Genomic DNA, 26,631 nt, shown 5'->3' on the forward strand with positions numbered 1-26,631 from the left:
CGGTCCGTTTCAACCGTAAGCGGCAAAAAGTCTATGTCTACGAATTCCAGAAAAGTTTCTGGCCGTGGAAGCGCTGGTATCCGGTTATCAAAGTATTTGACTGGAAAGATATCCACGGCGAGTGGGTGATGCGGCGGGGGCATGCCGACTGGGGGCACCGTATTTACTGCGCAGTCTGTAAACCCGGCACCCTGGAGGTGGTGGATCGGTTTATTCTGACCTGGACGGTCGGGGGAACCGATGCTGCAGGGGGGTTGTGGAGTTTCTGCTGTCACTATATGGAGAAGAAGCCGGTGCCGACCGCGCCGGTGTATCCTGACAAGCCCCGGGACTGGACACCGTTCAAAACGGTCCGCTGGCCGGCAGAGGTGGCGCTTGAGTCCTCCACCGCCCCTGATGGCGAACCGCCATCCGTCACACACTAAACAGTCTTCACCGACGCTGTAAAATAAACCCTGTGGCATCTGGCAGGGCCGCTCATCGGCTGCTGCCAGTCTGCTATCCACTGCCGTTACCTCTCAAACAGGAACCGCACCATGCCTGTCGATTTAAAAAACAGGCCTGATGTCAGCGTCAGGCCTACCCCCCTAAATTTGCCCGCTGGATGGTGGCGCTGATGATCCTGGTTGGGTTCAGTCTCGTCATTTCGCGTCCGGTGACGGGCAGAAGCAGGAGGGCCGCACACCGGCGGTCACGCTGAAGGTGGCATTCGGCCGGACAGCCAGGATGCGGAAAATAAACTGGGCATGACCCTTAACGCGACGCAGGGATAAGATAATGGGTAAAATTAAAAGGCGGCTGAAGAAGCAGGCAGAGCGTGCGGAAAGGAATCGGCCCCCGCGCTCACGGCTGGACCATCCGGTTGAGGGCTGGACAGGGGATATGCCAGACAAAGCAGAGGGCTGCGGCTTTCCCCCGAGGCTTATCTGGGTGAATGAGCTTAACGACGTGTGGATGGAAACACCGCGTTATGTGAATTTTAGCTGGGGCATGTTATGGCCGATTATGTCTTTATCTGTCTTGCCGCTATTTATTAGTGTTTTTTTTCTTATTTTGCTGGGAAGAGCTTCATTCATACAGGGATGGCTTGCTTTTATTCCCTGTACATTCTTTTCATTGTGCTTTTTTATTTATCTCCTGAAAGAGATGTTATTTGAGCCCCGCGGTGCTCCGGTCCGTTTCAACCGTAAGCGGCAAAAAGTCTATGTCTACGAATTCCAGAAAAGTTTCTGGCCGTGGAAGCGCTGGCATCCGGTGATTAAGATATTTGACTGGAAAGACATTCATGGTGAGTGGGTGATGCGGAGGGCGCACGCCGACTGGGGACACCGTATCTACTGCGCGGTCTGTAAACCCGGCACCCTGGAAGTGGTGGATCGGTTTATTCTGACCTGGACGGTCGGTGGAACGGACACTGCAGGGGGATTATGGAGTTTCTGCTGTCACTATATGGAGAAAAAGCCGGTGCCGACCGCGCCGGTGTATCCTGACAAGCCCCGTGACTGGACACCGTTCAAAACGGTCCGCTGGCCGGCGGAGGTGGCGCTCGAGTCCTCCACCGCCCCTGACGGCGAACAGCCATCCGTCACACACTAAACAGTCTTCACCGACGCTGTAAAATAACCCCTGGCGGCATCTGGCAAGGTTGCTTATCGGATACTGCCAGTCTGTTATCCATTGCCGTTACCTCTAAAACAGGAACCGCACCATGCCTGTCGATTTAAAAAACAGGCCTGATGTCAGCATCAGGCCTGCTGCCCTAAAATATGCCCGCTGGATGGTAGTGCTGATGATCCTGACTGGATTCAGTGTCGTCATTTCGCGTCTGGTGACGGGCAAAAGCCGGGGGGCCGCACACCGGCGGTCACGCTGAAGGTGGCATACGGCCGGACAGCCAGGATGCGGAAAATAAACTGGGCATGACCCTTAACGCGACGCAGGGATAAGATAATGGGCAAAATTAAAAGGCGGCTGAAGAAACAGGCAGAGCGAGCGGAAAGGAATCGGCCCCCGCGCTCACGGCTGGACCATCCGGTTGAGGGCTGGACAGGGGATATGCCGGACAAGGCAGAGGACTGCGGCTTTCCCCCGAGGCTTATCTGGGTGAATGAGCTTAACGATGTGTGGATGGAGACCCCGCGTTATGTGAATTTTGGCTGGGGTGGGCAGTGGTTAGCTTTGTTAATAATATCAATCCCTTATTTTGGTTATATTTTTCTGACATTTAGTGTCATTTCTAACAAACTTGTATTTTCATCGTTTTTGGCTTGCACTGTAGTATTAGGCGTTGTGGTTATTTATTTTTATAAATCAGTGCTCCTCGAACCACGTGGAGCGCCCGTTCGCTTCAATCGCAAGCGACAGAAAGTCTATGTCTACGAATTCCAGAAAAGTTTCTGGCCGTGGAAGCGCTGGCATCCGGTGATTAAGATATTTGATTGGAAAGACATTCATGGTGAGTGGGTGATGCGGCGGGCGCACGCCGACTGGGGGCACCGTATCTACTGCGCGGTCTGTAAACCCGGCACCCTGGAAGTGGTGGATCGGTTTATTCTGACCTGGACGGTCGGTGGAACGGACACGGCAGGGGGATTATGGAGTTTCTGCTGTCACTATATGGAGAAAAAGCCGGTGCCGACCGTGCCGGTGTATCCTGACAAGCCCCGCGACTGGACGCCGTTCAAAACGGTCCGCTGGCCGGCGGAGGTGGCGATCGAGTCCTCCACCGCACCTGACAGCGAACCGCCATCCGTCACACACTAAAGAGTATTAATCGACGCTGTAAAATAACCCCCTGTGGCATCTGGCAAGGTCGCTTATCGGATCCTGCCAGTCTGTTATCCATTGCCGTTACCTCTAAAACAAGAACCACACTATGCCTGTCGATTTAAAAAACATGCCTGATGTCAGCATCAAGCCTGCACCCCCAAAATTTGCCCGCTGGATGGTAGTGCTGATGATCCTGACTGGATTCAGTGTCGTCATTTCCCGTCTGGTGACGGGAAAAAATAACGTGTTGCTGACCGTGGTGTTGCCCGCGATAGTGCTTGGAGGGTTGCTGTTTATTTTGTTCGTGATTTATCTGCTGCGTGCAATTTCCGCCAATGCCCGGGACAGGGAGCGGGAACAGACGATCCTCAAGGAGGTTCGCCGGGGCAGACGTGCGTTGCAAATTCTGGCGGCTGAATGCTGCACGGCACACTCCTCTGTGGGTAAACCGTTCACGGCCATTGGCAGCAATCTTGTGAAAAATGAGAATGTCTTTTATCCCCAGCTATCCTGGCGCGGGGAGGAAGATATCCGTCTGAGTCAGATAGCCCGTGCCGGGGGAGCTAAAGAAGAACAGCATCTTCAGGCATTATTCAGGGCTCTAACCCGCAAACTGGCGCAGTCGCTGTCTTTACTGCCAGCAGAGCAGCCCGTAATGGTATTTCTGGAGCATTCCTCATCTTTACCTGAAGAGAAAGCGTTCGCGTTTTTTTGGGATGCCTGGCAACAGTCAGGTGTTCAGCAACCGGTTTCCAGCCTCGCCGGGAGTGGTGCGCAAGTTATTGATGACTGGCTCGACCATTATACCCGTAGCGAGGCTGTTCTTCTGGTGGTGTCATGGCAGTACGCGCCGCTCAATACGCCGATGTCTGCTGAGGCGATAAGTGGCCTGTTATTGGGTAATCGCCTGACACAGGGCATCCTTCCGCCGCTGGCCTTCCTGCACCGCCCGGAGTCCGGAGAAGGAGAACCTGATGCGTTGCACTATGCCATTACCCGAGCACTCGACTGGGTGCCGGTTAACGCCGAAAAGCCGGAGCACCTGTGGCTCAGTGGGGTGGATGCTGAAACCGAGGCTCATGCCATGCTGATGAAAGGCATTGGTGCCGCAGGCCTGGAAAATATCGACCCGCTGACGGGGTTTCATAATTTTAATGATTTTCTGGGTAATCCTGGTAACGCATCACTCTGGCTTGCTGTGGCCGGTGCCACACAATCAATACATCAACAACCGGCGTATCACTTACTGATTAGTCGCGATCAACAAACTGGAATGGTCTGGAATATGGTTGTATCCCCTGTGAATTCCGCTAAGGAGGGCAAAGCATGAGGCGCTTCTTCTTACTGTTAAAAAAACCGGAAATTTTGTTCTGGCTTGTGGTATTAGCTGCACTGGTTTGCAGTCTTATCCTGGTGGGTATCGTTTACTGGCAGCCTGAAAAACTTCAACTCATCAGGGATACTCCAGCCTGGTATGGCTGGTTGAGTGGTTCTGTGGCAGCAAGTATTGCTCTGGCCATAACTGGAGTATTTCTTTTCTTTGGTGCGCGCACTGAAGGTAAACGCAGTTTCAGTAAAGAACGGCAACATGCGCAGGGTGATGATGTTAAGACACCGCCAAAGGAAGATGCTACGTCTATATCGGTTGCCGTGTCTGGCTGCCAACAGCTCCGCGCCTACCTTCGCCGCCGCTACCATATCTTCTGGCACCATAAAGTCAGCCTTCTGCTGGTCACCGGCGATGAAGCTGCAATCGAACAACTGGTACCCGGACTGCAGGAAAACCAGTGGCTTGAAGGCAACCGTACCGTGCTAATTTACGGCGGCAGTCTGACCACTGAACCGGACACAGAAAAATATACCGCGCTACGCAAACTGCGTCGCGGGCGTCCACTGGACGGTATTGTCCGCGTCATGCCGCAGTCGCTTAATTTGACCCCACAAATTAGCGACAACGATTTACGCGGACTGGAAAACATCAGTGAACTGCTGCGCTATTCCGCCCCGGTCTGGTTGTGGCAGCTGTGTGACAGCAAGTGGTCGCAGGCAAAACGCACAGAACAGACGGTAGGGGCCAGTTTCCCGCCGCGTGCTAAACCTGACGATATTACCCGCCAGCTTGAGCTGCTGCTGCCGGCCCTGCGAACGCAGGGGGTGAGTCAGGTCGCTGAGAACAACGGCCACGACTTCCTGCTACGCCTGGGCCAGTACCTCAAAGACGGCGGTATCGCCCGCTGGACTCAGCAACTGGTGCCATGGCTGCCTGTCTCACAGCAGCGCGTTCCGCTGCGTGGTCTGATGTTCAGCCTGCCGGAGAATAAACCCGCCGCTATCGCAGGAGAAACAGCCGGAGCCACACCTGCCGATGCTGAGAAATATATCCCTGAATCACAACGCCATGCGCTGACCCTGCCGGTGACCTGGCAGGGGATCGTGAATGACTGTACCCGCGTGCGTGGCCGCCGGGTCGGCATGGCGTGGGAACGGACAGCCGCCTGGGCACTGATGGCCGTTGTCGGGGTCTGGGCCGCGGGGATGCTGCTGTCATTCGCGGTTAATCGCCAGCAGATCATATCCATTGCCGGGCAGGCACATGCCCTGGTGGAGCACCCCGCGGTATCGGATCATCAACTGACGGCCCTGCATACCCTACGCAATGATGCCGGTCACCTGCAGTACCATGCCATGAACGGCGCTCCCTGGTATCAGCGTTTCGGCCTGGACCATAACTCGCAGCTGTTCGATGCCATGCTCCCCTGGTACGGCGTGGCGAACAACTACCTGATTCGTGACCCGGCAAACGTTGCCCTGACGCAAAAGCTCATCGCGCTGGCACACTCAGCTCCCAATAGTGAACAGCGGGCACAATTGTCAAAGCCGGGCTATGACCAGCTGAAAGCCTGGCTGATGATGTCCCGCCCGGATAAGGCTGACGGGGCGTTTTATGCTCAGACCATGAAAGCCGTGCAGCCGACACGCGCAGGTATCTCAACCGGGTTGTGGCAGAGCCTGTCACCGGATTTGTGGGCTTTCTATATCAGTACGCTGCCCCGGCAGCCCCGGTGGGGGATCACCCAGGACGCTGCTCTGGTCAGCCAGAGTCGCCAGGTATTGTTGCAGCAGATTGGCCGCCGCAACGCGGAAAGCACGCTGTATGAAAACATGCTCAAATCCGTGCGCCGTAATTTTGCTGATGTGTCTCTGGAAGACATGACCAGCGGCACCGACGCGCGCCGGCTGTTTTCAACCCGCGAGGTGGTGCCTGGCATGTTCACCCGTCAGGCCTGGGAAGGGGAGATCCGGCAGGCTATTGAGAAGGTCGCCAGTTCGCGCCGGGATGAAATCGACTGGGTACTGAGTGACAGTCGGGCATCCGTCTCCTCTGAACTGTTGCCGGAGGCACTGAAAGCGCGTCTGACACAACGCTACTTCAATGATTTTGCCGGCAGCTGGCTGGCGTTTCTCAACAGCCTTCACTGGAATCAGGCAAACACGATTGCCGAGGTTATCGACCAGTTCACGCTGATGAGTGATGCACGCCAGTCGCCACTGATTGCCCTGATGAATACGGTCGCCTGGCAAGGGCAGACCGGGCAGCAAAGCGGGGGGCTGTCTGACTCGATCATCAAATCAGCCAGGGATCTGGTGGGCAGGAAAGACAACCCCGCGACTGACCTGTCTGCTTTGGGCGCTCAGGGGCCACTGGATGAAACCTTTGGCCCGTTGCTTCAGCTGCTGGGTAAAAATACAGGCAGTAACGTCATGTCGGCAGACGACTCGCTGAGTCTGCAGACGTATCTGACCCGAATGACGCGTGTGCGTCTGCGCCTGCAGCAGGTGGTCAGCTCCCCCGATCCCCAGGAGATGATGCAGACCCTGGCGCAAACGGTATTCCAGGGCAAAAGCATCGATCTGACTGATACCCAACAATACGGCAGTCTGATTGCGGCGAGCCTCGGTGAAGAGTGGAACGGGTTTGGGAACACGATGTTTGTGCAGCCCCTGACCCAGGCCTGGGAAACGGTGCTTCAGCCGTCGGCCGCGAGCCTGAATGATAAATGGCGGCGTTCTGTGGTGGCGGGCTGGAACAGTGCCTTTGACGGGCGCTTCCCGTTTGCCGCGAGCAGGAGTGATGCTTCCCTGCCGATGCTGGCGGAGTTTATCCGTGGGGACAGTGGCCGTATTGAGCGCTTCCTGACAACGGAGCTCCGGGGAGTCCTGCACAAGGAGGGGAGCCAGTGGGTGCCGGATGACGTTAATACGCAGAAACTGCGCTTTAACCCGGCTTTCCTGAAGGCGATTAACCAGCTGAGTCAGCTGTCGGGCATTCTGTTTACTGACGGCGGGCAGGGCATCAGTTTTGAGCTGCAGGCGCTTCCTGTACCACAGGTGGTGGAAACCCGGCTGACCCTGGACGGACAAAAACTGCATTACTTTAACCAGATGGTTGACTGGCAGTCCTTCCGTTGGCCTGGGGAAACCTACAAACCCGGGACGATGCTGACCTGGACCTCAACCGATACGGGGGCACGTCTGTTCGGGGACTACAGTGGCACCTGGGGCTTTATTCGCTGGCTGGAGCAGGGCAAGCGTCAGCAGCTTGATCGCAGTCAGTGGATGCTGAGTTTCACCACCCCGGACCGGCAAACCCTGCAGTGGATCCTGCGTTCACAACTCGGGAAAGGTCCGCTGGCGCTGCTGGACCTGCACGGTTTTACGTTGCCGGATCAGATATTCAGTATCGACAGCGCGGCCACCACTCAGGCGCTGATGACCCGTGCCGGAAACAGTGACGTGGATAGCGTTGAATAATGCGCGCACTGAGGACTCTGGTCGCAGTCTGTCAGGCTGGCCAACGCTGCGGCAACAGGCGCAGCGTTGGCCCCCAGTGAAACCGACAAATTACGGTTTCAGTCTGAGATGGATTTGCTTCTGTCCGGTCTGATTGTGCTCGATTCGGCAAGCAGCACGGTATTTTGCGATTGAATAGTTGATAAACTCAGGATGTGAAAAATGGCGAAAGGTTATTATCTGGTAAAGGGTGACATGACCACCTGCGGTGGAAAAATTCTTGAAGGTGATCCGGCCGATACCATCATGGGGATCCCTGTTGCCCGGGAGCAGGAGAAGGTGACCTGCGGAAAACATACCGGGACTTACAAAATAGTGGGGCATATCCCGAGCAATAATGCCAACGGGCGAAAATATGCCGGTTCGCTTCATAGCTCAAGTAGTTGCCCCTGCGGTGCAAAATTTATCCCTTCCCGGCATGAACGTACTTACGGTGGATAATCGCACTACCGGTTATCGTGATATTTCTGGATCACAGGCTGAACATATTACAGGGCTCCGTTGTGCCCTGAACCCCAGGATAACAAAGTAACAATAAATATGGGCGACTGGAGTGCTTTATTCTGACAAGCACCGGACTGGACCCCGTTTAAAACCGTGATGAATGAATACCCGGGGCTGGGACGAGCTACCACGGAAGAAGAAAGCCATAGTCGAAAGGAGAACCGATCTCATCGTGTGAGTGAAATACCGAATGAACAGAAAAACTATATTATTGCGGGGGTGCATTTAAAAAGAATAGAAATCACAGTGAGTTATTCGCAATAAAACAACAAGAAAAAAACGTCTGGAATTAAAATCAGCAGAGGCGAAGCAGAAGGGGTATTTTCAGGAATGAACAATGTGACTATAAAAGATACCTCACACCTGTCCTTGTGGTTCCTTGAGTATTATCATTTATCTCTGAATGATCCGTTAAGTACGTCAGTTCTGTTTAATAAATAAATCGTTAATATATTAGTATGAATTGGTGTTATTTTTAATATCATCCTGTTCAGTGTTGTATGGTCTGCTTCATCATCACTCAACGATGCGGTGGATAGGTTTATTTATAAAGAGTGGGAGTCTGCTATAATGCTTTCAGTTGCAGTGTTACCATTCGGTTTTTCTATTAAAATACAGATTGTCAGCCTGCCAGCATTATTTAAAAAACCCAAGTTTGGTATGGCGATGGCAATAACAAGAACTGTTATAATGCTGCCATTAAGTCTGATTTTTATTCAGTTATGAAAAACACTGTAATAAATTTTTGTCATATTCAATCAACAATCCACTGATATTTCATTGGTGTTTAAATCGACTCGATTTACTCTGCAGGGCGTGCTGTTTATCTCTTTGGGGCCGTTTTTTTATCGGTGTGGGACTGTGTTGGTTAATTTTTGCGCCGGGCTGCTTATATTGTTTAATTCTTTTCGCTTTAACTTATCTTGTTCCTTTAGCGGATGTTCTTATTATTAAAAATAATCGTATAGTAAAATTACATGTGCAGTCTGTCGATATTGACAGGAAATATACCATTCATAAGAAGTTTATCGCAGAAGAAAATTACCAGACAACACTCAGTGATATTTTATCAAAATTAAATAAACAGGAATAAGTATAAAAGGTGTCATTCGCATTGGTGATCACACCATCGGTGGTCGTCAGGTCACTGGCAGAATCCGGAAAATGAAATTTAATGGCATGGGTGTGTCGCGTAAAGCTGGCCCGTCAGTTTTCCCGCATCGGGGCATCTCCCTTCCTGGCAGGTCAGCAGCCCCTCGGGCCCTTGTTACGACAGAGAACTCAGACATGGATAGGATGGAATAATGGCAACACTACAAAGCGTACTTCAGGCCTGTGGTACGGATGAAGAAACACTCCTGGGCAGAGCACAGTCGCACTGTGCTGACTGGGATCGCTGGCTGGAACCAATCAGTGGCGCTGATCCGGCCGGAGAGGATCCTGGGTACGATGATGATTTCCAGCGCATTCGGGAAGAGGTCAATAAGCTTTCTGGTATTGATACCGGCCTGATCTGCGCACTGGCGGAAAATCTACTGACCAGCACCTGTAAGGATCTCCGGGTCATCACTTTTTATATCTGGGCGCGACTCCATCAGGATGGTGAGGCCGGATTAGCTCAGGGGATCGAACTGCTTGCGGCGGCCCTTGAGCGGTTTGGTACTTCGCTGTATCCACGCCGTGATCGGGGGCGCAAAACTGCTCTGGAATGGTTGGGCAGCAGCCGGGTGACTGACAGCCTCTCTTTGTATCCGGAAGTCGACATGTCCGTCATGCAGCGTATTACAGGTGGCCTGCTGCTGGTGGAAAAGTCGTTGGCATTGTTTGACGACGATGCGCGCCCGGAGTTTGGCAGATTGTACCAGGCCCTGGATAATCGTCTGGCACAGAGCGGTGGTGCCAGTAGCCTGGTACCACAAACCAGCAGGGAGGAGCATGTCACCGCTATTCCTGCGTCTTCTGCGCCAGTGATGAGTACTGTCACGTCAGGGCGAGATTTACTCGATCAGGCCAAAGTACTGGCAAAATACCTTCGCGATCAGCCAGGCGGCTGGCTGGCCGGGCATCACCTGTTGAAAAGCGTCCGTTGGGACACACTCACAGAACTCCCGCCGCTGGATGCGTCCGGGCGCACGCGTCTGGTTCCACCGAAACCCGACAATAAGGCCCATCTTAAGCGACTGTATCTGCAGAAAAGCTGGTCTGAGCTACTGGAACATACAGACACGTTGCTGGCTCAGGGGGTAAATCACTTGTGGCTGGATGTGCAGTGGTACACCTGGCAGGCGCTGGAAAAACTTGGCCCGGACAGTGTACGTGCCGATATCGTCTGCCGTGACTTGAAGGGGTTACTGGCCCGTCTTCCGGGGCTGGAAGCACTGGCATTCAACGACGGTACACCTTTTGCGGACGAAGTGACACTGAGCTGGATTAACGAAAGCGTGCTGGATGATATGCCCGGATGGAAGGAAGAGCCGATATCAGCCGGGGGGACGGGCAGTGATGATGTGCTGATCCTGGAGCCTGAAGTATTGGCGAAAGCGGACAGTGACGGCATTGAGGCCGCACTCAGTTGGTTACAGACTCAGCCTGGGTATACTTCCACCCGTGAGCGGTGGCTGATGCGCCTGCTGATGGCCCGGGTGAGCGAGCAGTATGGTAAAAATGAAATGGCACTGCACCTGCTGGGCGAGCTCGACAGCAGTGCGGGGGCACTTACGCTTGAACAGTGGACACCCGGGCTGGTATTTGAAGTGAAAGCCCGCAGATTAAAGCTATTGCGGAGCAAGGCGGGGCGTAATGAAGCAGATAAAACGCGTCTGCAGCCTGAAATGGATGCATTGCTTTCCGGACTGATCTCGTTGGATCCTGCACGTGCAGCCGTATTGTGCGGGTGATCCCAGCCCACTTTCATGTAGCAACACTCCTTTAAGGAGCACGGCATCATGGCGGCTAATATCAATGTTCATCATCTGTAATAAAACCTTCATTTCTGCTTAAAAAATCAATGTATGAACCCGCTCCGTTTGACGGGTAAGCCCCTTTTTGTGTCAGCGATGGCAGTCAGCCACATCGCTCACCGGATAAGCGGGGTGGCATGCTTAATCACTCGCAGTTGTTGATTCTTTTCCGACAGGTATCCGAAAAAATAACGATGAAATGTCATCGTTCAACAGTGGTCCCGGTCATCTGGCCAGCAGGGTGAAGGGGATACAGCGGGTACCAGTACGTTGCCCCTGGCCCTTTAACGGACCTGTCAGGAAAGCTTTGGAAGGACTAACATCATGAATTTTCAGGATCAAGCCCTGGTTTATTTACTGGCAGGGTTGTTGGGTGTACTGATATGTGCCAGTGGCGTAGGTTTTATGATTGAAAAAGCCAGAGGCAGTTCACCCGTTATTATAAATATGAATACCCGTATCCGTACCTGGTGGGTGATGATCCTCCTCCTGGTGGCAGCGGTATGGGCTGGCCCCATTGGAGCCCCCCTGTTATTCGCGATAATATCACTGCTGGTGTTAAGGGAGAGTATCACGCTGAGACCAGCTTACCCCGGGGATCACGATGTATTATTCTGGTGTTTTTTTATTCTGCTGCCGCTGCAATATGTGCTGGTTGGTATGCAGTGGTACGGTGCCTTAGCCCTTTTTATTCCGGTTTATGCTTTTTTATTCATTCCCACACGAATCGCTCTGGCTGGTGATTCAAATAACTTTCTGGAAAGAAGCGCAAAAATACAATGGGGTATGATACTCGCGGTGTATTGCATCAGCCACATACCTGCTTTATTGATATTACCCATACCAGGATATGAGCATCAGAATATCAAGTTGTTGCTGTTCCTGATGATTGTCATACAGACTTCCGACGTTATGCAGTATGTTTTCGGCAATCTTATGGGGAAGCGCTCCCGTTCACCACGGCTGAACCCGAATAAAACGGTTGGCGGATTTATCGGCGGGCTCACCTTGGCGACCCTGACTGGGACCCTGCTCTGGTGGGTTACTCCTTTTGCCCCCTGGCAGGCGGCATTGATTTCATTGATGATAACGCTACTGGGATTTGCAGGCGGGCTCTGCATCTCTGCCATAAGACGAGAGCGTGGCGAAAAAAACGTGGGTACCACGAATAAAGGGCAAGGCGGTATGATTGATCGGATCGATTCCCTCTGCTTTGCTGCTCCCGTTTTTTTTCATTTCGTTCGTTTCTGGTTCACCTGATCCCCAACAGAGATTTACTCCTCAGACAGAGAAATTATGGATGACTTAACCCTGCGTTATTATGACGCTGAAATGCGCTACCTGCTGGAAGCGGGTGAAGAATTTGCCCGGGCTCACCCAGAGCAGGCGGCCATGCTTAATCTGGATAAAGCGGGCGCACGCGACCCGTATGTGGAACGTCTGTTCGAGGGCTTTGCCTTTCTGATGGGGCGGCTGCGAGAGAAACTCGATGATGACTTACCGGAACTGACCGAAGGGCTGGTCAGCCTGCTGTGGCCACATTATTTGCGTACCATTCCGTCGATGTCTGTGGTGGAGTTCACCCCCGACTGGCGCGAAATGAAGGAACAGATGCGCATCACCAAAGGCTTTGAGGTGAATTCGCGGCCGATCGGTGAGCAAGGCACCCGCTGTCGGTACACCACCACCAAAGAGATAATGCTCCAGCCGTTGTCACTGGAGCACGCCCGCCTGTCAACCGCACCCGACGGGCGTTCAGTCATCAGTCTGCGCTTTGCCTGTAGCCACCTTGCCGACTGGAGCCGTATCGACCTCAGCCAGCTCCCGCTCTACTTCAATGCTGACGCAGCACTGGGCTGTGCCATGCATGAGGCTTTCACCATGAATGTGGCCCGGATGTGGCTACGTCTGCCTGGTGATACGAGCGGAAGACCCTTTGACGGGTATTTTACCGCCCTCGGGTTCGGTGATAACGATGGCCTGTGGCCAGGGGGGGAAAGCAGTTTTAGTGGTTACCAGCTGTTACTGGAATATTTTACCTTCCGTGAGAAGTTCATGTTCACCGGCCTGTGTGGGCTGGAGAGCGTGGTTCTCCCGGCGTCGCTCCCCTGGTTTGAAATTGATGTCGTGCTGGCAGAACGCTGGGAGCATGACTTCAGCTTTACTGAAAAGCATCTGTGCCTGAACTGTGTGCCGGTCATCAACCTGTTTCCACTGGAATCTGACCCGCTGACGCTGGATTCCCTGCAAACCGAATACCTGCTGCGCCCGATGCGTATACAGGATGGGCATACTGAGATTTATACTGTGGATTCAGTGATGTCATCAAGCCAGCATACCTATGTGCCTTTTTCGAGTTTCCGCCACAAAGGCGGCATAATGCGTCACGGTGCACCGGAATATTACTACCACACCCGTGTCCGCCGTGGGCCGTCCGGGTTGTATAACACCTGGCTTATCCTCGGCGGTGAGGCTTTTGATAACCACAGAGTGCCGGAAGATGAAAGCCTGTCCCTGACGCTCACCGGCACCAATGGCCAGCTTCCCCGCCGTGCGCTGCAGAGTACGGTGCTTGACACCGTGATGAAAACCACCTCCACCCGTATCGGCGTGCGTAACCTGTGTGCACCGACCCTGCCTTGTTACCCGCCAGCACAGGATCGTTTTCACTGGCGTGTACTGAGCCATCTTGGCAGCGGTTTCCTGTCGATGATGGACAATGCTGATGTGCTGCGCGGCACCCTGGCGCTGTATGAATGGACGGACAGCGAGATGAACCGCCGTCGGCTGGAGGCCATACTCAATGTGACACACAGTGAAACGGAACGTTTCGAGCAGGGATATCTGGTGCGGGGCGTACAGATTGAAGTGACGCTGGACAGCCACGGCTTTGCTGGAAAAGGGGATATTTGTCTGTTTGGCGAAATGCTGAGTCGCTTTTTTGCACTTTACACTGATATCTATCTGTTTAATCGCCTGATTATCATTCTGCAACCAACCGGAGAACGCCTGGAATGGGAAGAGAAGCACAACCGCCGCATTCCCGGCTAACCCCGCGGCTGGAAGCCGACCTTCACCGCATTAACTTTTATCGTTTCTGTCAGTTACTGGAGAAGCGCAATCCGGGCAACCCCCTGATAGGGTCAACCAGCCATCCTGCCGACGATCCGGTTCGTTTTGCCCCACATCCGGGGATGGGGTTTCCAGCCAGTGAGCTGCAAGCCGTTGAATATGATGATGATGATCGTAAAGTACCGGTTATTCGTGCCACCTTTATGGGGATGTACGGTGTCGACTCCCCCCTGCCGACGGCCTATCTAGATGATATTACTCAGCGCCGTGAAGGGCATGAGGCACTGCAGGGATTTCTGGATATCTTCAGCCATCGTATCCTGACGCAGTTTTACCGCATCTGGCGGAAATACTCTTACCCGGCGAGCTTCGAGTCTGGCGGCAGCGACAGTATTTCCCAGTCACTACTGGGCCTGGTGGGGCTGGGTATCCCAGGTACTGCGCAGCACATTGCTACCCCGGTATCACGTTTTCTGTCACTGCTTGGCGTGCTGCAGCAACCCGGAAAAACTCAGGCAGGGATGCAGGCATTGGTCAGCCTGTTAGCCCCCGATACTCGGGTGCAAGTCAGTCCGTACTGCTTGCGTCCTGTAGCGATCCGCCAGCCTCTGGGTTTTTATGATGATCAGGACGTTATGCTGGATGGCAATATGCCCCTTGGTGATGAGGCGATGGATGCCAACAGTCAGTTGCTGGTTGCCTTGTCCACCGTAAACACGCAGGAGCTTCAGGGCTGGAAACCAGATGGCCTGCTATATCAGGATTTCCTGGTGATGCTACGGGTCTATCTGGGCTGGCGTTTTAAAGCAAAAATCACTCTGACCACCGAGACCCAATTTCTGGGTATTCCGCCACTGGGTGAAGGTCCCTACTGGCTGGGTATTAATGGCGTACTGGGAATGGACGATGATGATCTCCCGGGTGATATTCCCCCCACTTTTACGACGGTGCTGGGTTACTACACCGGGCTGAAGCCTGCAACATCACAACAAGGAAACCGACGTGTTACGTACAAGTTTGATTAAGACTGCGCGCTGGCTGATACCTCTGATGGTATTCGGCCTGGTGGGGTGTGGGGTGACACAAAGCGTCACGGATGGTACTCAATCGGTCTTCAATAGTCTCTTTTACAAAAAGGTTAAGATCCTGCGTCTGGATTTTACCGCGCGTGAAGAGCTGAACACTGACTCCCGCGAGAGTCACTCCCTGTCCGAGTCTGTAATCGTGCGAGTGTACCAGCTGAAAGATCGCAAGGCCTTCGATAATACGGTCTATCAGCAACTGCTCCAGGATGATGGCATGATGCTGAAAGCGGATCTGCTTGCCAGCCGTGATGTGGTAGTGAAACCTGGCGCAGATGTAAGCCTGGATATGCCGATGGAGGAAGACACGCAGTTTGTGGCGGTAGCTGGCTTTTTCAGACACCCTGATAGGGTGGCCAATACCTGGAAGCGGGTTATTGAACGTGAAATGCTCTTACCGGATAAGCCGCGCATCCTGGAAGCCGGTAATAACTATCTGACGCTGCAACCAATCAAGGACAACTGATGCCCCAGGAACACAATACCCCCTCATTATATGAAATACTGACCGGTAATTTCACCGGTGGACTTGCGCTTGATCAGGTTAACGAGCAGAACCAGGTCATCCTCTCGGTACTGGATAATATGCAACGCATTCTTAATTGCCGTGCTGGCACCCTGGCACATTTGCCGGATTATGGCCTGCCCGATATGACCAAAATCCTGCAAGGGATGCCGGGCACGGCCCATGAACTGATGGGCACCTTGTCGGCGGTATTGCTCAAGTATGAACCCCGTCTGGACAAGATAGCCGTTGTCCTGCTGGAACATGACGTCCCGGGTGAATTGCGCTATGCCATTGATGCCAGGCTGAAAGGTTTGGGCCTGGTGCGTTATGGCACCGAGTTCATGCCAGAAGGCCGGGTTTTATTGAGGCACCTTAAACAACAGCAGTACCTTGACTCGGCCACACACAGGTAAAGCCAGCCCCCATTCTGGTCAGTGTCAGACGGGTATCACCGTATTTCGCGATAAACCGAAGCCAGCACTCTCTCTTTATACGCTCAGATAGCGCTATAACGGTGACACATCGCCTCTTTAACCATCTGGCGACCGCTGGTTGCCTGCAACGAAGAAACGTTTTCGACAGGTTTGGCGAGCAGCCCCCCCGATTACACCCACTTTTTTTACCCTCAGGGATGACCCTTATGCATGATGTACAACCGAGGCCGGTAAAAACCGGCAGTGATCCCCGCACGCTACCCGACTATGTCGCCCTGCGTGAAGAACTGAGCAAACTGACACATCCCGCACGGCCGGATGTGAACTGGCATTATGTGGAAAAACTCTGTCTCTCGTTGTTTGAGCAAAATGGAGTGGAACTACAGACCGCGGCCTGGTACACGCAGGCGCGTACACAGCTGGCTGGGTTATTCGGCCTGAATGAAGGCCTGGCAATACTGGATGCCCTGATAAGTCACCAGTGGGGGGCTCTCTGGCCGCAGCCGGTTCACGCCCGTATAGAAATCCTCAGCAGCCTTAGCCAGCGCCTGCAACAGCGTTTGCGCACCCTGCCACTGAATTACAGTGACCTCAGTCAGTTGTACCGTGCGGAACAACTGCTTACCAGTCTGGGAACGGTGTTACAGCGCCTGGAGCTAAAACATCTGAGCCAGTTTGATGCCTTACGATCCATGATGCACAACAGTGCTATCCGGCTGGAAAACAGTAATGGCACATCTGATTCTGGGGGAGTCGTACCGTCGGGCATTCCGTTACCTGCCAGGCTAATCAATGGCACAGGGGTACCAGTGACTGATGACAATGTGGTTGACGGGGGGAATGTGTCACAAAGTACGGCAAAATGGGTGTATGTGGCGCAGCCGGAACTACAGTCCAGGGTGGAAGTACAGACAGTCGTACCCGACGGGGTAAAAAGATGGCCATCTTTTATTGCCGGCATGTGTACCATGCTGGTGATAAGCGCTGTTACCACGTGGGGGTGGCAGTATCTTCACCGTCCTGACCCGCTACAGACTCAGCTGCTGGCCTCACTGGCACCGTTACCAGTGCCACTCACGTCTGAGCAGCTGGATGTGTTGCGCCAGCACTCTCCGCTGTCACCAGCGATACTGACACAAACAGAGCAGCAGCTTACCCGACTGGATAAATTGCCACCTGACTGGAATATTGATTACAGCCAGCAGCTTCTGGAACAAGCTCAGGTGCTTTGGCCGGAAAAGGCCAGGCTTTTGACTCAGCAGTGGCGGCAACAACGTCATGCTGCCGCATTACCGGCTGAACAGCTGAATGACTGGCACACGGGAATGATGATACTAAAAAAACTGAGCGATCGGCTGAATGGGCTTGATGAAAAAAAGGGAAAATACATGACCGTCAGTGAGCTGAAGTCAGTGGTCTTCTCTGCCATGCAATCCTTTGATAAGTCCATACCGGCGGAAGAACAACTGCGCATATTGGCACAAACCCCTGCCGGTGAGGCACTGCCTGCCGCTGCCAGGGCGCAGCTGGAGATGCACCTGCAGCAGTTGACCGCCCGTTATGCTGAAATAAAACAGCCTGCTTCAAAGTAATCTTTATGGCACCTAATGACGGTGCCATCCCTGTTTTTCGGGGGCAAGGACCAGGGCTTGTTATAACAGGACTGCCGGAAGAAGACGGGCCCTGAATCTGCTGGTGGCACTGAATCCCGTTCTTCACTAACCGACCATAATCGGGTACTGATTGGTTATCCCCCTTCGGGGGGTTAACGGGTTACCTTTCGGCCGACAAGCCTAAAGATTATATTCTTATAACCTAGATTAATAGGTTATTTAGCCGTTATCTACAAGCCAGGCGTAATAGTTTAACATCAAGTAAAACAAACTGTTCCAGGGCAGAAGTATCATGCTCAGTCAAAGGGGGAACGATATCAACTGACTGTCATTGATATCTCTACCTGTTAGTAGAGAGCGGTTTTATGTCTGTCTGTGACGTCAGGCGAGGGCATTCTTTGATACCGCGTCCACGGTGCCGGCGATGTGTTCACCAGGGATGATGGGAGACCGGGCAGGAACAAAGGACGCTGTGAACGGGCTGTTGCCATTTAAGAAGAAAGTAACCAGCGAATTTATATATCGAAATTTTTCACAGCTTACAACGTTGCTTCGTAATATGATGAGGTTCCTGTTAAACCGTTATCATGGCTTACTGCGACAAAGCATTCTGAAAGATGCTGAACTGTTGGCAGTGTGACCAGTGAACTGACCGCGTAACTATCAGAAATATAAACAGCTGCATTCTGTTGGCTACATTGAGAATATCAATATAGCTTTCGTGAATTTGTTATCCATGTCTTATAGAAAAATTTATAAAAAAAGCAGTTGGAGAGGTTTATGCCTAAATTGAATAAAAACATGAAACTTCATGACTTGGTGGTGATGGGGTTACTGTTTATTGGACCTGCAGCACCGGTTGGTTTGTTCGGTGTGCTCGATGCAACCAGCGATGGCGCGGTAACATTAGTCTATCTGGTTGCCACCTTGATCATGGGGTTCACTGCATTATCCTATGCCCGAATGGCTAACGAATTACCCAATGCGGGTGCGGTGTATGCTTATTGTTCGGCAGGTATTCATCCCAAGGTGGGGTTCTTAGTCGGCTGGCTGCTGTTCCTGGACTATATGCTGATACCGGCAGTGGCCTATTTGTTCAGCGGGATTTCGCTGAACTCTATTATGCCAGATATCCCGGTATGGGCCTGGACGAGTGTGGCCGTGATAGTTACGGTAGCGCTTAATCTTATCGGGATCAAAAAATCGGCTAAATTCACTTTAGCGATACTGATTATTGAAATTGTGGTACTGGCGATAGTACTGGCGGCTGGCATTTATATGCTTATTTCCGTTGGCCCACAACGAGATTTACTTGAGCCTTTTGTCGGTGGCATTGATTTCACGTGGGGCAACCTTTTTGGTGCGGTCTCGATAGCTGTCTTGTCTTATTTAGGTTTTGACGCCATTGCGACTTTCTCTGAAGAGCATCATGAGCGCCGTAGCGCGATAGGTACCGCGATTATCGTTTGTTTGTTCCTCGCGGGTGGACTTTTCATGTTGCAAACCTATGTTGGTGCACTGTTAAGTCCACATTCGGCGGAATATTTCCGTTCACACCCCCAAGAACAGGGCGCCGCTTTTTACACTATCGTGAACAGCCAGCTTGGTGTATGGATTGGTGTGGCGCTGGCGGTAATGAAAGGTGTTGGCGCGGCGTTTGCTGCGATGGTAGGGCAGGCTGCTGCCGGGCGGTTATTATTTAGTATGTCGCGTGATGGGCGCTTGCCTAAAATCTTCGCCACAGTCGGTAAAGATAGCGGCGTGCCAACAGCAGCCCTTATTTTTACCGCTTTATTTAATATGGTTCTCGCTGTGATTGCTGGATTATCTGATGATGGCTTAGGGACACTGGTTTCTTTTGTTGATGTGGGAGCCTTAAGTGCCTTTATCATGTTGCATATCGCTGTTATTGGTTATTTTAAGATCAAAAAACAGCGTACAGGTGCGACGGCATTCTTCTTCGATATCGTGATGCCTTGCGTTGGCATACTTATTTTGTTGCCTGTTTTATTTCATATCAAAACCAGTGCCCAGGTTGTTGGCGTTATCTGGCTGGCGATAGGGATTCTGGTATTACAGCTGGGTAAAAACAATGCCAATTTGGCATGGCTGAATAACCAGCAAGAGAAATAATTCCCTGTGGAGATAGTCCCGTTTTAAGTCAGCACCGTTCTGCTTGCTTGACGGGCTATCCTCCCCCCAGTGATTCAAACGGCGCGATAATTACAGGCTATCAGTGATATCCTGATGTTATCTGAGGCAAAATAACCACAAAGCGGGAGACAATGGGGATATGGATAAAGCGCAACACTTAAAAAATGTCACGGAGAAAGCGCGGGCACTTATGGAGCGTGACAATATTGATGCTGTCGTGGTAACCACGCCAGATAACTTTTGTCATGTAACTGGTTTTCCTAGTTTTTTCATGTATACCTTTCGCCATACTGGTGCTGCTCTTGCCGTTATTTTCCGCGATGAGAAACTGCCTTCACTTATCATCATGAATGAGTTTGAAGCGGCGGGATTATCATTTGAGCTACCGAATTATGAAGTTAAAACTTTCCCCGTTTGGGTGGATGTTGATGATCCCTTCAACCCTGAAAGAACGGTGAAAGAGCGCCCTATTGGGCCACCACTCGATGCTGTGTTCGGTTTATTGAAATCTGCATTTTCAGATGCGGGTGTTTTGAATAAAACCATTGCTATTGAACTCATGGCAATGAGTTATGGTGGTAGAACGACGATGGATAAAGTGATGCCCGGATTAAATCTGGTGGATTCCACGTCTTTCTTTAATGCATTACGTATGATCAAAAGTCCCTGGGAAGTGGATTTTTTACGTAAAAGTGCTCAAATCACTGAATATGGTATCACGGAGGCTTTCAGTGCGATTAAGGCGGGTTGTTCTGCCTGGGATTTAACCGCTGCTTATAAAGCGGCAGTGATGCAGCACCCTGACACCAACTATTCACGTTTCCACTTGATCTCAGTCGGTGATGATTTTTCTCCTAAGTTGTTGCCGAGTCGCAAGCCTGTTCAGGCAGGGGATTTAATTAAATTTGACTGTGGTGTGGATGTTGCCGGGTATGGTGCGGATCTTGCGCGTACCGTGGTCTTTGGTGAACCCACAGCGATGGCACAGCGCATTTATGATACGATTTTACTTGGGCATAATCATATGCTTAGTATGATTGGTCCTGGCGTAAAATTAAGCGATGTATTCAATGACACAATGAGCACAATCAAAGCGCATGGCTTGCCTTATTATAACCGGGGTCATTTAGGGCATGGTGATGGTCTTTTCCTCGGGCTCGAAGAAGCCCCCTTTATTAGCAGCACGGCGACCGAACACTTTGAGCCCGGTATGGTGTTTAGTGTTGAAACCCCGTATTACGGGATAGGTGTCGGGGCTATCATGCTTGAGGATATGTTACTCATTACCGATAATGGTTATGAGCTTTTTAGCAAGCTACCACGTGAATTGCGGCGTTTTGAATAAGAGTCAGAGTCTGTTGGATACTGAGCCGTTGTGTAATGGTGGGGGGCACCCTGATCACCCAGCGGCAAGGCCGATGCCCGGAATGACTGATGATAAGGCCCTTATTCATGGTGACAACCCCTATCTGGCCTGCCGATAAACAATAGGGCAGGCGCAGATCTCTGTCCGAATCTCACCCCGCTGACCTGTGGTAACGCCAGGACAGGGGGGGCAAACACACTATTCAGCCCGCCATTGTTACTCCCAATTCCATGTCACATTAAGCCCGATTCCGTAGTTACGACCCGGCGCGGGTTCATAGTAACGATTCATACCTTCATTCACTATCACGGAGCCCACATAATGGCGATCGAATAAATTATCGATCCGGCCAAAGAGATCCATTTCTATCTGATTAAATGACCACTTATAGCCGCTGCTCAGACCAACAGTCGTCCAGGCTGGGGCCTTCGCACTATTTTGGTCATTGGCCATAATGTCACCCATATAACGGATATCACTGCCCGCATACCAGCCTTGTTCCGGCGCATAGCTATAGGATACATAAGCCATATTACGTGCTATGCCGGGAATACGGTTACCATTGCAGTTGGTATCCTGGCAAACATCAGTGAGATACTCGGCCTTGAGCCAAGTCCAGGCTGCTTTTAAACTCCAGTTTTCATCAAACTGTTGATCCAAAGCCAGTTCTGTACCCTGACGACGAGTTTTCCCCGCATTCTTGTAACTGGTTCTTCCGCCGATATTGCCCGCGGAAACTATTTCGTTGTCGGTATTGGTTTCAAACAGGGTAAGGCTGACTAACCCATTGCCCAAACGTGCCTTACTGCCAATCTCAACGGTGTTACTGGTCGCTGGTTGTAGGTTTATGTTCAGACCACTTTTATCGTCCGGGCGATAAGAAAGCTCGTTAATGGTCGGTGTTTCAAACCCACGGCCAGCGGACAGATAGACATTCCATGCGTCTGTGAGTGCGTAGCGTACTGCGCCGACTGGCAGCAATTTGTGATAACGGGTACTTCCACTGTCATCACCATTTTTCGGTGTAATGTAGAAATCATGTGAGTCAAACCATACAGAGCTGTAGCGCAGCCCGGCATCTAACTCGAGTCTGTCAGTCAGCTGCCATTGAGTCTGCAGATAGGGGTCAAGATTCCACATGGTATTACGCTCGTTGCGGCGTAAGTCCCCTTTTACCCCGTAGGCCGGCGTGCTGTTGATCAGGACGAAGTTTTCATACCCTTTCCTGCTCTCAGTCATATTTTCATAATCAAGCCCGGTGCTGAAGGTCACGGGGACCCCAACATTTCCTTGATGGGTCCAGCGGGTATCAACGCCCTGATAGTGGCGAGTGAGGGCGATAACCCCCCCTGCATGGGCTGGCTTTATTTGCTGAATATTCGCTGGTATTGACTGATATTGTGTCGTATTACGTTCACCGGCATAAGCCATGATACTGAGATCATCTTGCTCGCTGAGTTGGCGTTCATAACGCAGGCCCATTTGCGTCTGACGGGTTTTTTTACGGGTATTGTACTGTTCTCCTCGCGGAGACTGGCGAGGATTATCATGCCACTCTTGTGAAGTTAGCCCGCCAGCATCATCCGCTTTAATATCAACGCTATTAAGTAACAGTGTGAGTTTACTCACTTCATCGAGTTGAAAACCGAGTTTGGCGTTGGCTAAATTTTTCCGTGCTGCGCTGTGCTCACGATAGCCCTGTGTAGTGAAACGGTTCGTTGACACAACGTAGTCCATATTGCCAGCATGACCGCTTTCTGCCGTAGCGCCGCTGGCTTTCAGACCATAGTGCCAACTGTCTGAGCTGCCGTAGTAGCTGCTGGCCTCTATGGACGGAGGGGCTTTACCTGTTTGTGTAGAAACATTGATTACGCCGCCAGATGCATTGCCATAAAGCACGGAAAAAGGGCCGCGCAGTACGTCAATGCTGTTAATGCTGTTAATATCAATATTGGACGTTTGACCTTGTCCATCAGGCATGGTGGAAGGGATCCCGTCGACATAAATACGCAACCCACGCACACCGAAAGTCGATCGGGCACCAAATCCTCGAACAGAGAGTTGTAAATCTTGGGCATAGTTCTGTCGGTTTTGAATTTGTAAACCAGGGACAGCGTTTAATGACTCAGACAAATTAACGCGTGGCGCGGCAAAACGCATATCGTCGCCATCAATGACACTTACCGCCGCTGGTGTATCCAGTTCTGAAACCGGGGCTGGTTTTGCACTGATAACCAGGATTTGCTCGGCGGCTGAGGCGGGAGGCAGTGCACCAAGGCAGGAGAATGTTAAGGCAGATACTACCATTTGGTGCTTACAAACAATTTTCATTACAGCAGCTCGGAAAACAGCATAAAGATTATATGATACTGTGTTAAATATTTTCTACCATTGTTAGATTTTGTCATCCCTTCCCGGAGGTCAGTGAAAATGCCGATAACCGACGGGCAGGACGACACCTGTGTTACCCGAAGGTCTTTTCAGCACGTCTTTACACGGCCGGGATCGCTTTTTGATCTGATACCGGAGTGGCTTGCTATTTAAAATCGTTAATTCCGTGTCTGGGATACGAGTTAACCCATTATTCTGCAATGATATTCTTATTTTAAATCATCATAACGCGTTGTTTAAAAATATGCGTTCAGCCAACCGAGCCTTGCCACGTCATCTCACGGCAATCCCCAATTTGAGTGAATGATAATTATTATTTACTAAAAAAAATTACGATCTTGTTACTGGTAGACATAAAATATATGTTCTGTTGAAAGAAAATGAGTTATTGAAAATGAAACATGACACGATATCTAAGCAGAAAGGAATGCGAGCCTGGTGCATACTCCTTGGGCTGATTATCCTGCTCGTCTCGTTGTACTATATTATTGGCGGCATTAAATTACTCTCTTTGGGTGGCAGTAGCTATTTTGCAGGCACTGGTATTCTAATGCTGCTGTCCGCCATTCAGCTATTTCGCCGTAAATCGTCCGCTGTTTCCTTGTTTGCTGTTGCCTTTATTGTGACAGTGATTTGGTCTCTCTATGATGCGGGCATGGAATTTTGGCCTTTAGTTGCCCGTTTGATGGTTCCCGCGGGTTTAATGCTTATCCTGCTGTTGACATTACCAGCCCTACGTTTACGGCAAGGGAAAACGGCTTTGCGTACACCGGCATATGCGTCAAGTGCGGTGATTGTGATAGGCATGGTTGTAACGTTTTGGCAAATGTTTGTACCACATCCGACGGTTGACGAAGGTAAACCTCTGGCTATTGAACCCATTAAGCCGGGTACAGAGCATACGGAATGGTCAAACTACGGAAATACTCCTGGCGGTAATCGCTTCGTCGCGCAGACCCAGATCAATCGTGATAACGTCAAGGATCTAAAAGTAGCCTGGACTTATCATACGGGTGATACGCCAATCAGCCCCGGGGGAAATGGGGCTGAGGACCAGCAAACGCCTCTGCAAATAGGTAACACGCTCTATTTTTGTACCCCGCATAATAATGTCATTGCGGTTGAGGCTGACACCGGCAAGACAATCTGGAAGCAGGAAATCAATGCTGAGAGCCAGGTATGGAATCGCTGTCGTGGGCTGGCATGGTTTGATGCGACAAAACCTGTAGAGCAGCCAACGAAACCAGGTTCAACACCTGTTGATCAGGTGACTCTGCAGCCGGGTGATACCTGTCAGCGCCGTATTCTGATGAATACAATTGATGCGCGTCTGATCGCGCTCAATGCAGATACCGGTGAGTTTTGTCATTTCTTTGGTGACAATGGTCAGGTTGACTTAAAAGCGGGCCTCGGGGATGCGCCTGATCCGCAGTACCAGCTAACTTCTGCCCCAACCGTTGCTGGAACCACTGTGGTGGTCGGTGGTCGTGTTGCGGATAACGTCCAGACTGATATGCCTGGGGGCGTGTTACGTGGATTTGATGTGGTCAGCGGAAAAATGCGTTGGGCATTTGATCCAGGCCGCAATGATCCCACCCTCAATACGCTGGAATCCGGGCAAACTTATGTACGCAGTACCCCGAATTCCTGGGCACCTATGTCGTATGATCCAGAGATGAATACGGTATTCATCCCGATGGGTAGCTCTTCTGTTGACCTGTGGGGTGCAGATCGTACTAAACTTGATCATAAGTATGGTGCATCCGTTCTGGCTCTTGATGCAACAACAGGTAAAGAAAAGTGGGTGTATCAGACTGTTCATAACGATTTGTGGGATTTCGATTTGCCCATGCAGCCTAGCCTGGTCGATTTTCCAATGGACGATGGTTCGACAAGACCGGCCGTGGTGATTGGCGGTAAAACCGGCATGATCTGGGTACTTGATCGTGAAACGGGTAAACCGTTAACCAAAGTTGAAGAAAAACCTATCAAAAAAGGTAGCATTCCTGGTGAGCAGTATACTGCCACACAGCCGTTCTCCGTCGGCATGCCACAGATAGGCAACCAGACGATGACAGAATCCGATATGTGGGGGGCCACGCCGTTTGACCTGCTAGCCTGCCGAATTGGGTTTAAGTCCATGCGTTATGATGGCCTGTTTACTGTACCGGATACTGATGTATCCCTCAGTTTTCCTGGGTCGTTAGGTGGCATGAACTGGGGAGGCATCTCATTTGATCCTACGCATCAGTACATGTTTGTTAACGATATGCGCCTGGGACTCTGGGTGCAGATGGTACCGTCGGATAATGAAAATACCGCAGCCAGCAATGGTGGCGAATCGGTGAATACGGGCATGGGGGCTGTTCCCCTGAAAGGGACACCGTACAGCGTCAATAAAAACCGCTTTATGTCACCTTTAGGCATTCCTTGCCAGAAACCACCGTTTGGTTCACTGTCAGCAATCGATATGAAAACCAAGAAGGTTGTTTGGCAGGTACCTGTTGGTACGGTTCAGGATACCGGGCCATTTGGCATCAAAATGAAAGCACAGATGCCTGTTGGTATGCCGACACTTGGCGGTACGTTAGCGACGCAGGGTGGCCTGGTCTTTATTGCCGGTACCCAGGATTACTATTTACGCGCCTATGACAGTGCCACCGGGAAAGAAGTCTGGAAAGCGCGTTTACCTGTGGGTTCCCAAGGGGGACCAATCAGTTATATTTCACCAAAAAATGGTAAACAATATATTCTGATTTCAGCAGGTGGTGCTCGCCAGTCTCCTGATCGTGGCGATTATGTAATTGCTTATGCCTTAGACTGAGTCGTAAGGTTTTGAGTCAAATCCTCCCCAGTCAATCTGGCTGGGGGGGATTTTTTATATGTTGGCCTCAATATCTTTTCGTTATCTCCCCACATACGCCTGT

Annotated in this window: 17 protein-coding genes and 1 pseudogene; 17 read left to right on the top strand and 1 reads right to left on the bottom strand. The window is 51.5% G+C overall.

Annotation, left to right across the window (positions count from 1 at the left end; genetic code table 11):
• From JK154_RS00005 to JK154_RS00080, 16 genes and pseudogenes are all read left to right on the top strand, one after another.
• Positions 1-425: DUF6708 domain-containing protein (locus JK154_RS00005; protein ID WP_349291084.1), on the top strand; the 425-nt coding region annotated here is incomplete at its 5' end.
• Positions 426-777: 352 nt separating this feature from the next.
• Entirely contained in the window at positions 778-1,596 is an 819-nt protein-coding gene (locus JK154_RS00010) for a DUF6708 domain-containing protein (protein ID WP_211990446.1), read from the top strand.
• A 112-nt stretch (positions 1,597-1,708) separates the two neighbouring features.
• The gene (locus JK154_RS00015; protein WP_211990447.1) at positions 1,709-1,873 is read left to right on the top strand and encodes a hypothetical protein; all 165 of its coding nucleotides are present in this window, start codon (positions 1,709-1,711) and stop codon (positions 1,871-1,873) included.
• A gap of 77 nt (positions 1,874-1,950) precedes the next feature.
• Entirely contained in the window at positions 1,951-2,763 is an 813-nt protein-coding gene (locus JK154_RS00020) for a DUF6708 domain-containing protein (protein WP_249215698.1), read from the top strand.
• 112 nt (positions 2,764-2,875) lie between these two features.
• Positions 2,876-4,099, top strand: coding sequence for a hypothetical protein (locus JK154_RS00025; RefSeq protein WP_211990448.1), 1,224 nt, complete (start codon positions 2,876-2,878; stop codon positions 4,097-4,099).
• On the top strand, positions 4,096-7,581 hold the full coding sequence (locus JK154_RS00030; RefSeq protein WP_211990449.1) for an ImcF-related family protein: 3,486 nt from the start codon (positions 4,096-4,098) through the stop codon (positions 7,579-7,581). Before JK154_RS00025 ends, JK154_RS00030 begins: the two co-directional genes overlap by 4 nt.
• A gap of 201 nt (positions 7,582-7,782) precedes the next feature.
• Positions 7,783-8,034 (top strand): annotated as a pseudogene (locus tag JK154_RS00035) (PAAR domain-containing protein); the annotation flags it as partial.
• 1,394 nt (positions 8,035-9,428) lie between these two features.
• Complete coding sequence (gene tssA / locus JK154_RS00040; protein WP_211990451.1) at positions 9,429-11,021, top strand: type VI secretion system protein TssA; 1,593 nt, start codon at positions 9,429-9,431, stop codon at positions 11,019-11,021.
• 387 nt (positions 11,022-11,408) lie between these two features.
• A complete protein-coding gene (locus JK154_RS00045) occupies positions 11,409-12,344 on the top strand; it encodes a phosphatidate cytidylyltransferase (RefSeq protein ID WP_211990452.1) in 936 nt (311 codons plus the stop codon).
• Positions 12,345-12,380: 36 nt separating this feature from the next.
• Positions 12,381-14,135 carry a type VI secretion system baseplate subunit TssF gene (gene tssF, locus JK154_RS00050; protein ID WP_211990453.1) on the top strand — a complete coding sequence of 585 codons (1,755 nt, stop codon included), beginning with the start codon at positions 12,381-12,383 and terminating at the stop codon, positions 14,133-14,135.
• Complete coding sequence (gene tssG / locus JK154_RS00055; protein WP_211990454.1) at positions 14,099-15,181, top strand: type VI secretion system baseplate subunit TssG; 1,083 nt, start codon at positions 14,099-14,101, stop codon at positions 15,179-15,181. The genes tssF and tssG overlap by 37 nt, the downstream gene beginning before the upstream one ends.
• Positions 15,159-15,704: a type VI secretion system lipoprotein TssJ gene (gene tssJ / locus JK154_RS00060; protein ID WP_211990455.1), complete on the top strand. Its 546-nt coding sequence runs from the start codon at positions 15,159-15,161 to the stop codon at positions 15,702-15,704. Before tssG ends, tssJ begins: the two co-directional genes overlap by 23 nt.
• Positions 15,704-16,159 carry a type VI secretion system baseplate subunit TssE gene (gene tssE, locus JK154_RS00065; protein WP_211990456.1) on the top strand — a complete coding sequence of 152 codons (456 nt, stop codon included), beginning with the start codon at positions 15,704-15,706 and terminating at the stop codon, positions 16,157-16,159. Before tssJ ends, tssE begins: the two co-directional genes overlap by 1 nt.
• Before the next feature lie 227 nt (positions 16,160-16,386).
• Positions 16,387-17,772, top strand: coding sequence for a VasL domain-containing protein (locus tag JK154_RS00070; protein ID WP_211990457.1), 1,386 nt, complete (start codon positions 16,387-16,389; stop codon positions 17,770-17,772).
• Positions 17,773-18,573: 801 nt separating this feature from the next.
• The gene (locus JK154_RS00075) at positions 18,574-19,926 is read left to right on the top strand and encodes an APC family permease (protein ID WP_211990458.1); all 1,353 of its coding nucleotides are present in this window, start codon (positions 18,574-18,576) and stop codon (positions 19,924-19,926) included.
• 160 nt (positions 19,927-20,086) lie between these two features.
• On the top strand, positions 20,087-21,292 hold the full coding sequence (locus JK154_RS00080) for a M24 family metallopeptidase (protein ID WP_211990459.1): 1,206 nt from the start codon (positions 20,087-20,089) through the stop codon (positions 21,290-21,292).
• 237 nt (positions 21,293-21,529) lie between these two features.
• Here the strand turns inward: JK154_RS00080 and pqqU are convergent, their stop codons facing one another.
• Positions 21,530-23,620 carry a TonB-dependent receptor PqqU gene (gene pqqU / locus JK154_RS00085; RefSeq protein ID WP_249215717.1) on the bottom strand — a complete coding sequence of 697 codons (2,091 nt, stop codon included), beginning with the start codon at positions 23,618-23,620 and terminating at the stop codon, positions 21,530-21,532.
• A 478-nt stretch (positions 23,621-24,098) separates the two neighbouring features.
• On the opposite strand from pqqU, the gene JK154_RS00090 reads away from it, so the two are divergent.
• Entirely contained in the window at positions 24,099-26,528 is a 2,430-nt protein-coding gene (locus JK154_RS00090; RefSeq protein ID WP_211990461.1) for a membrane-bound PQQ-dependent dehydrogenase, glucose/quinate/shikimate family, read from the top strand.
• Positions 26,529-26,631: the final 103 nt, after the last annotated feature.

The organism is Citrobacter sp. JGM124 (assembly GCF_018257795.1).
GTDB lineage: Bacteria > Pseudomonadota > Gammaproteobacteria > Enterobacterales > Enterobacteriaceae > JGM124.

Coding starts and splice junctions, on each gene's coding strand:
- JK154_RS00010 (WP_211990446.1), top strand. CDS start 778: ATGGGTAAAATTAAAAGGCGGCTGAAGAAGCAGGCAGAGCGTGCGGAA.
- JK154_RS00015 (WP_211990447.1), top strand. CDS start 1,709: ATGCCTGTCGATTTAAAAAACAGGCCTGATGTCAGCATCAGGCCTGCT.
- JK154_RS00020 (WP_249215698.1), top strand. CDS start 1,951: ATGGGCAAAATTAAAAGGCGGCTGAAGAAACAGGCAGAGCGAGCGGAA.
- JK154_RS00025 (WP_211990448.1), top strand. CDS start 2,876: ATGCCTGTCGATTTAAAAAACATGCCTGATGTCAGCATCAAGCCTGCA.
- JK154_RS00030 (WP_211990449.1), top strand. CDS start 4,096: ATGAGGCGCTTCTTCTTACTGTTAAAAAAACCGGAAATTTTGTTCTGG.
- tssA (WP_211990451.1), top strand. CDS start 9,429: ATGGCAACACTACAAAGCGTACTTCAGGCCTGTGGTACGGATGAAGAA.
- JK154_RS00045 (WP_211990452.1), top strand. CDS start 11,409: ATGAATTTTCAGGATCAAGCCCTGGTTTATTTACTGGCAGGGTTGTTG.
- tssF (WP_211990453.1), top strand. CDS start 12,381: ATGGATGACTTAACCCTGCGTTATTATGACGCTGAAATGCGCTACCTG.
- tssG (WP_211990454.1), top strand. CDS start 14,099: ATGGGAAGAGAAGCACAACCGCCGCATTCCCGGCTAACCCCGCGGCTG.
- tssE (WP_211990456.1), top strand. CDS start 15,704: ATGCCCCAGGAACACAATACCCCCTCATTATATGAAATACTGACCGGT.
- JK154_RS00070 (WP_211990457.1), top strand. CDS start 16,387: ATGCATGATGTACAACCGAGGCCGGTAAAAACCGGCAGTGATCCCCGC.
- JK154_RS00075 (WP_211990458.1), top strand. CDS start 18,574: ATGCCTAAATTGAATAAAAACATGAAACTTCATGACTTGGTGGTGATG.
- JK154_RS00080 (WP_211990459.1), top strand. CDS start 20,087: ATGGATAAAGCGCAACACTTAAAAAATGTCACGGAGAAAGCGCGGGCA.
- pqqU (WP_249215717.1), bottom strand. CDS start 23,620: ATGGTAGTATCTGCCTTAACATTCTCCTGCCTTGGTGCACTGCCTCCC.
- JK154_RS00090 (WP_211990461.1), top strand. CDS start 24,099: ATGAAACATGACACGATATCTAAGCAGAAAGGAATGCGAGCCTGGTGC.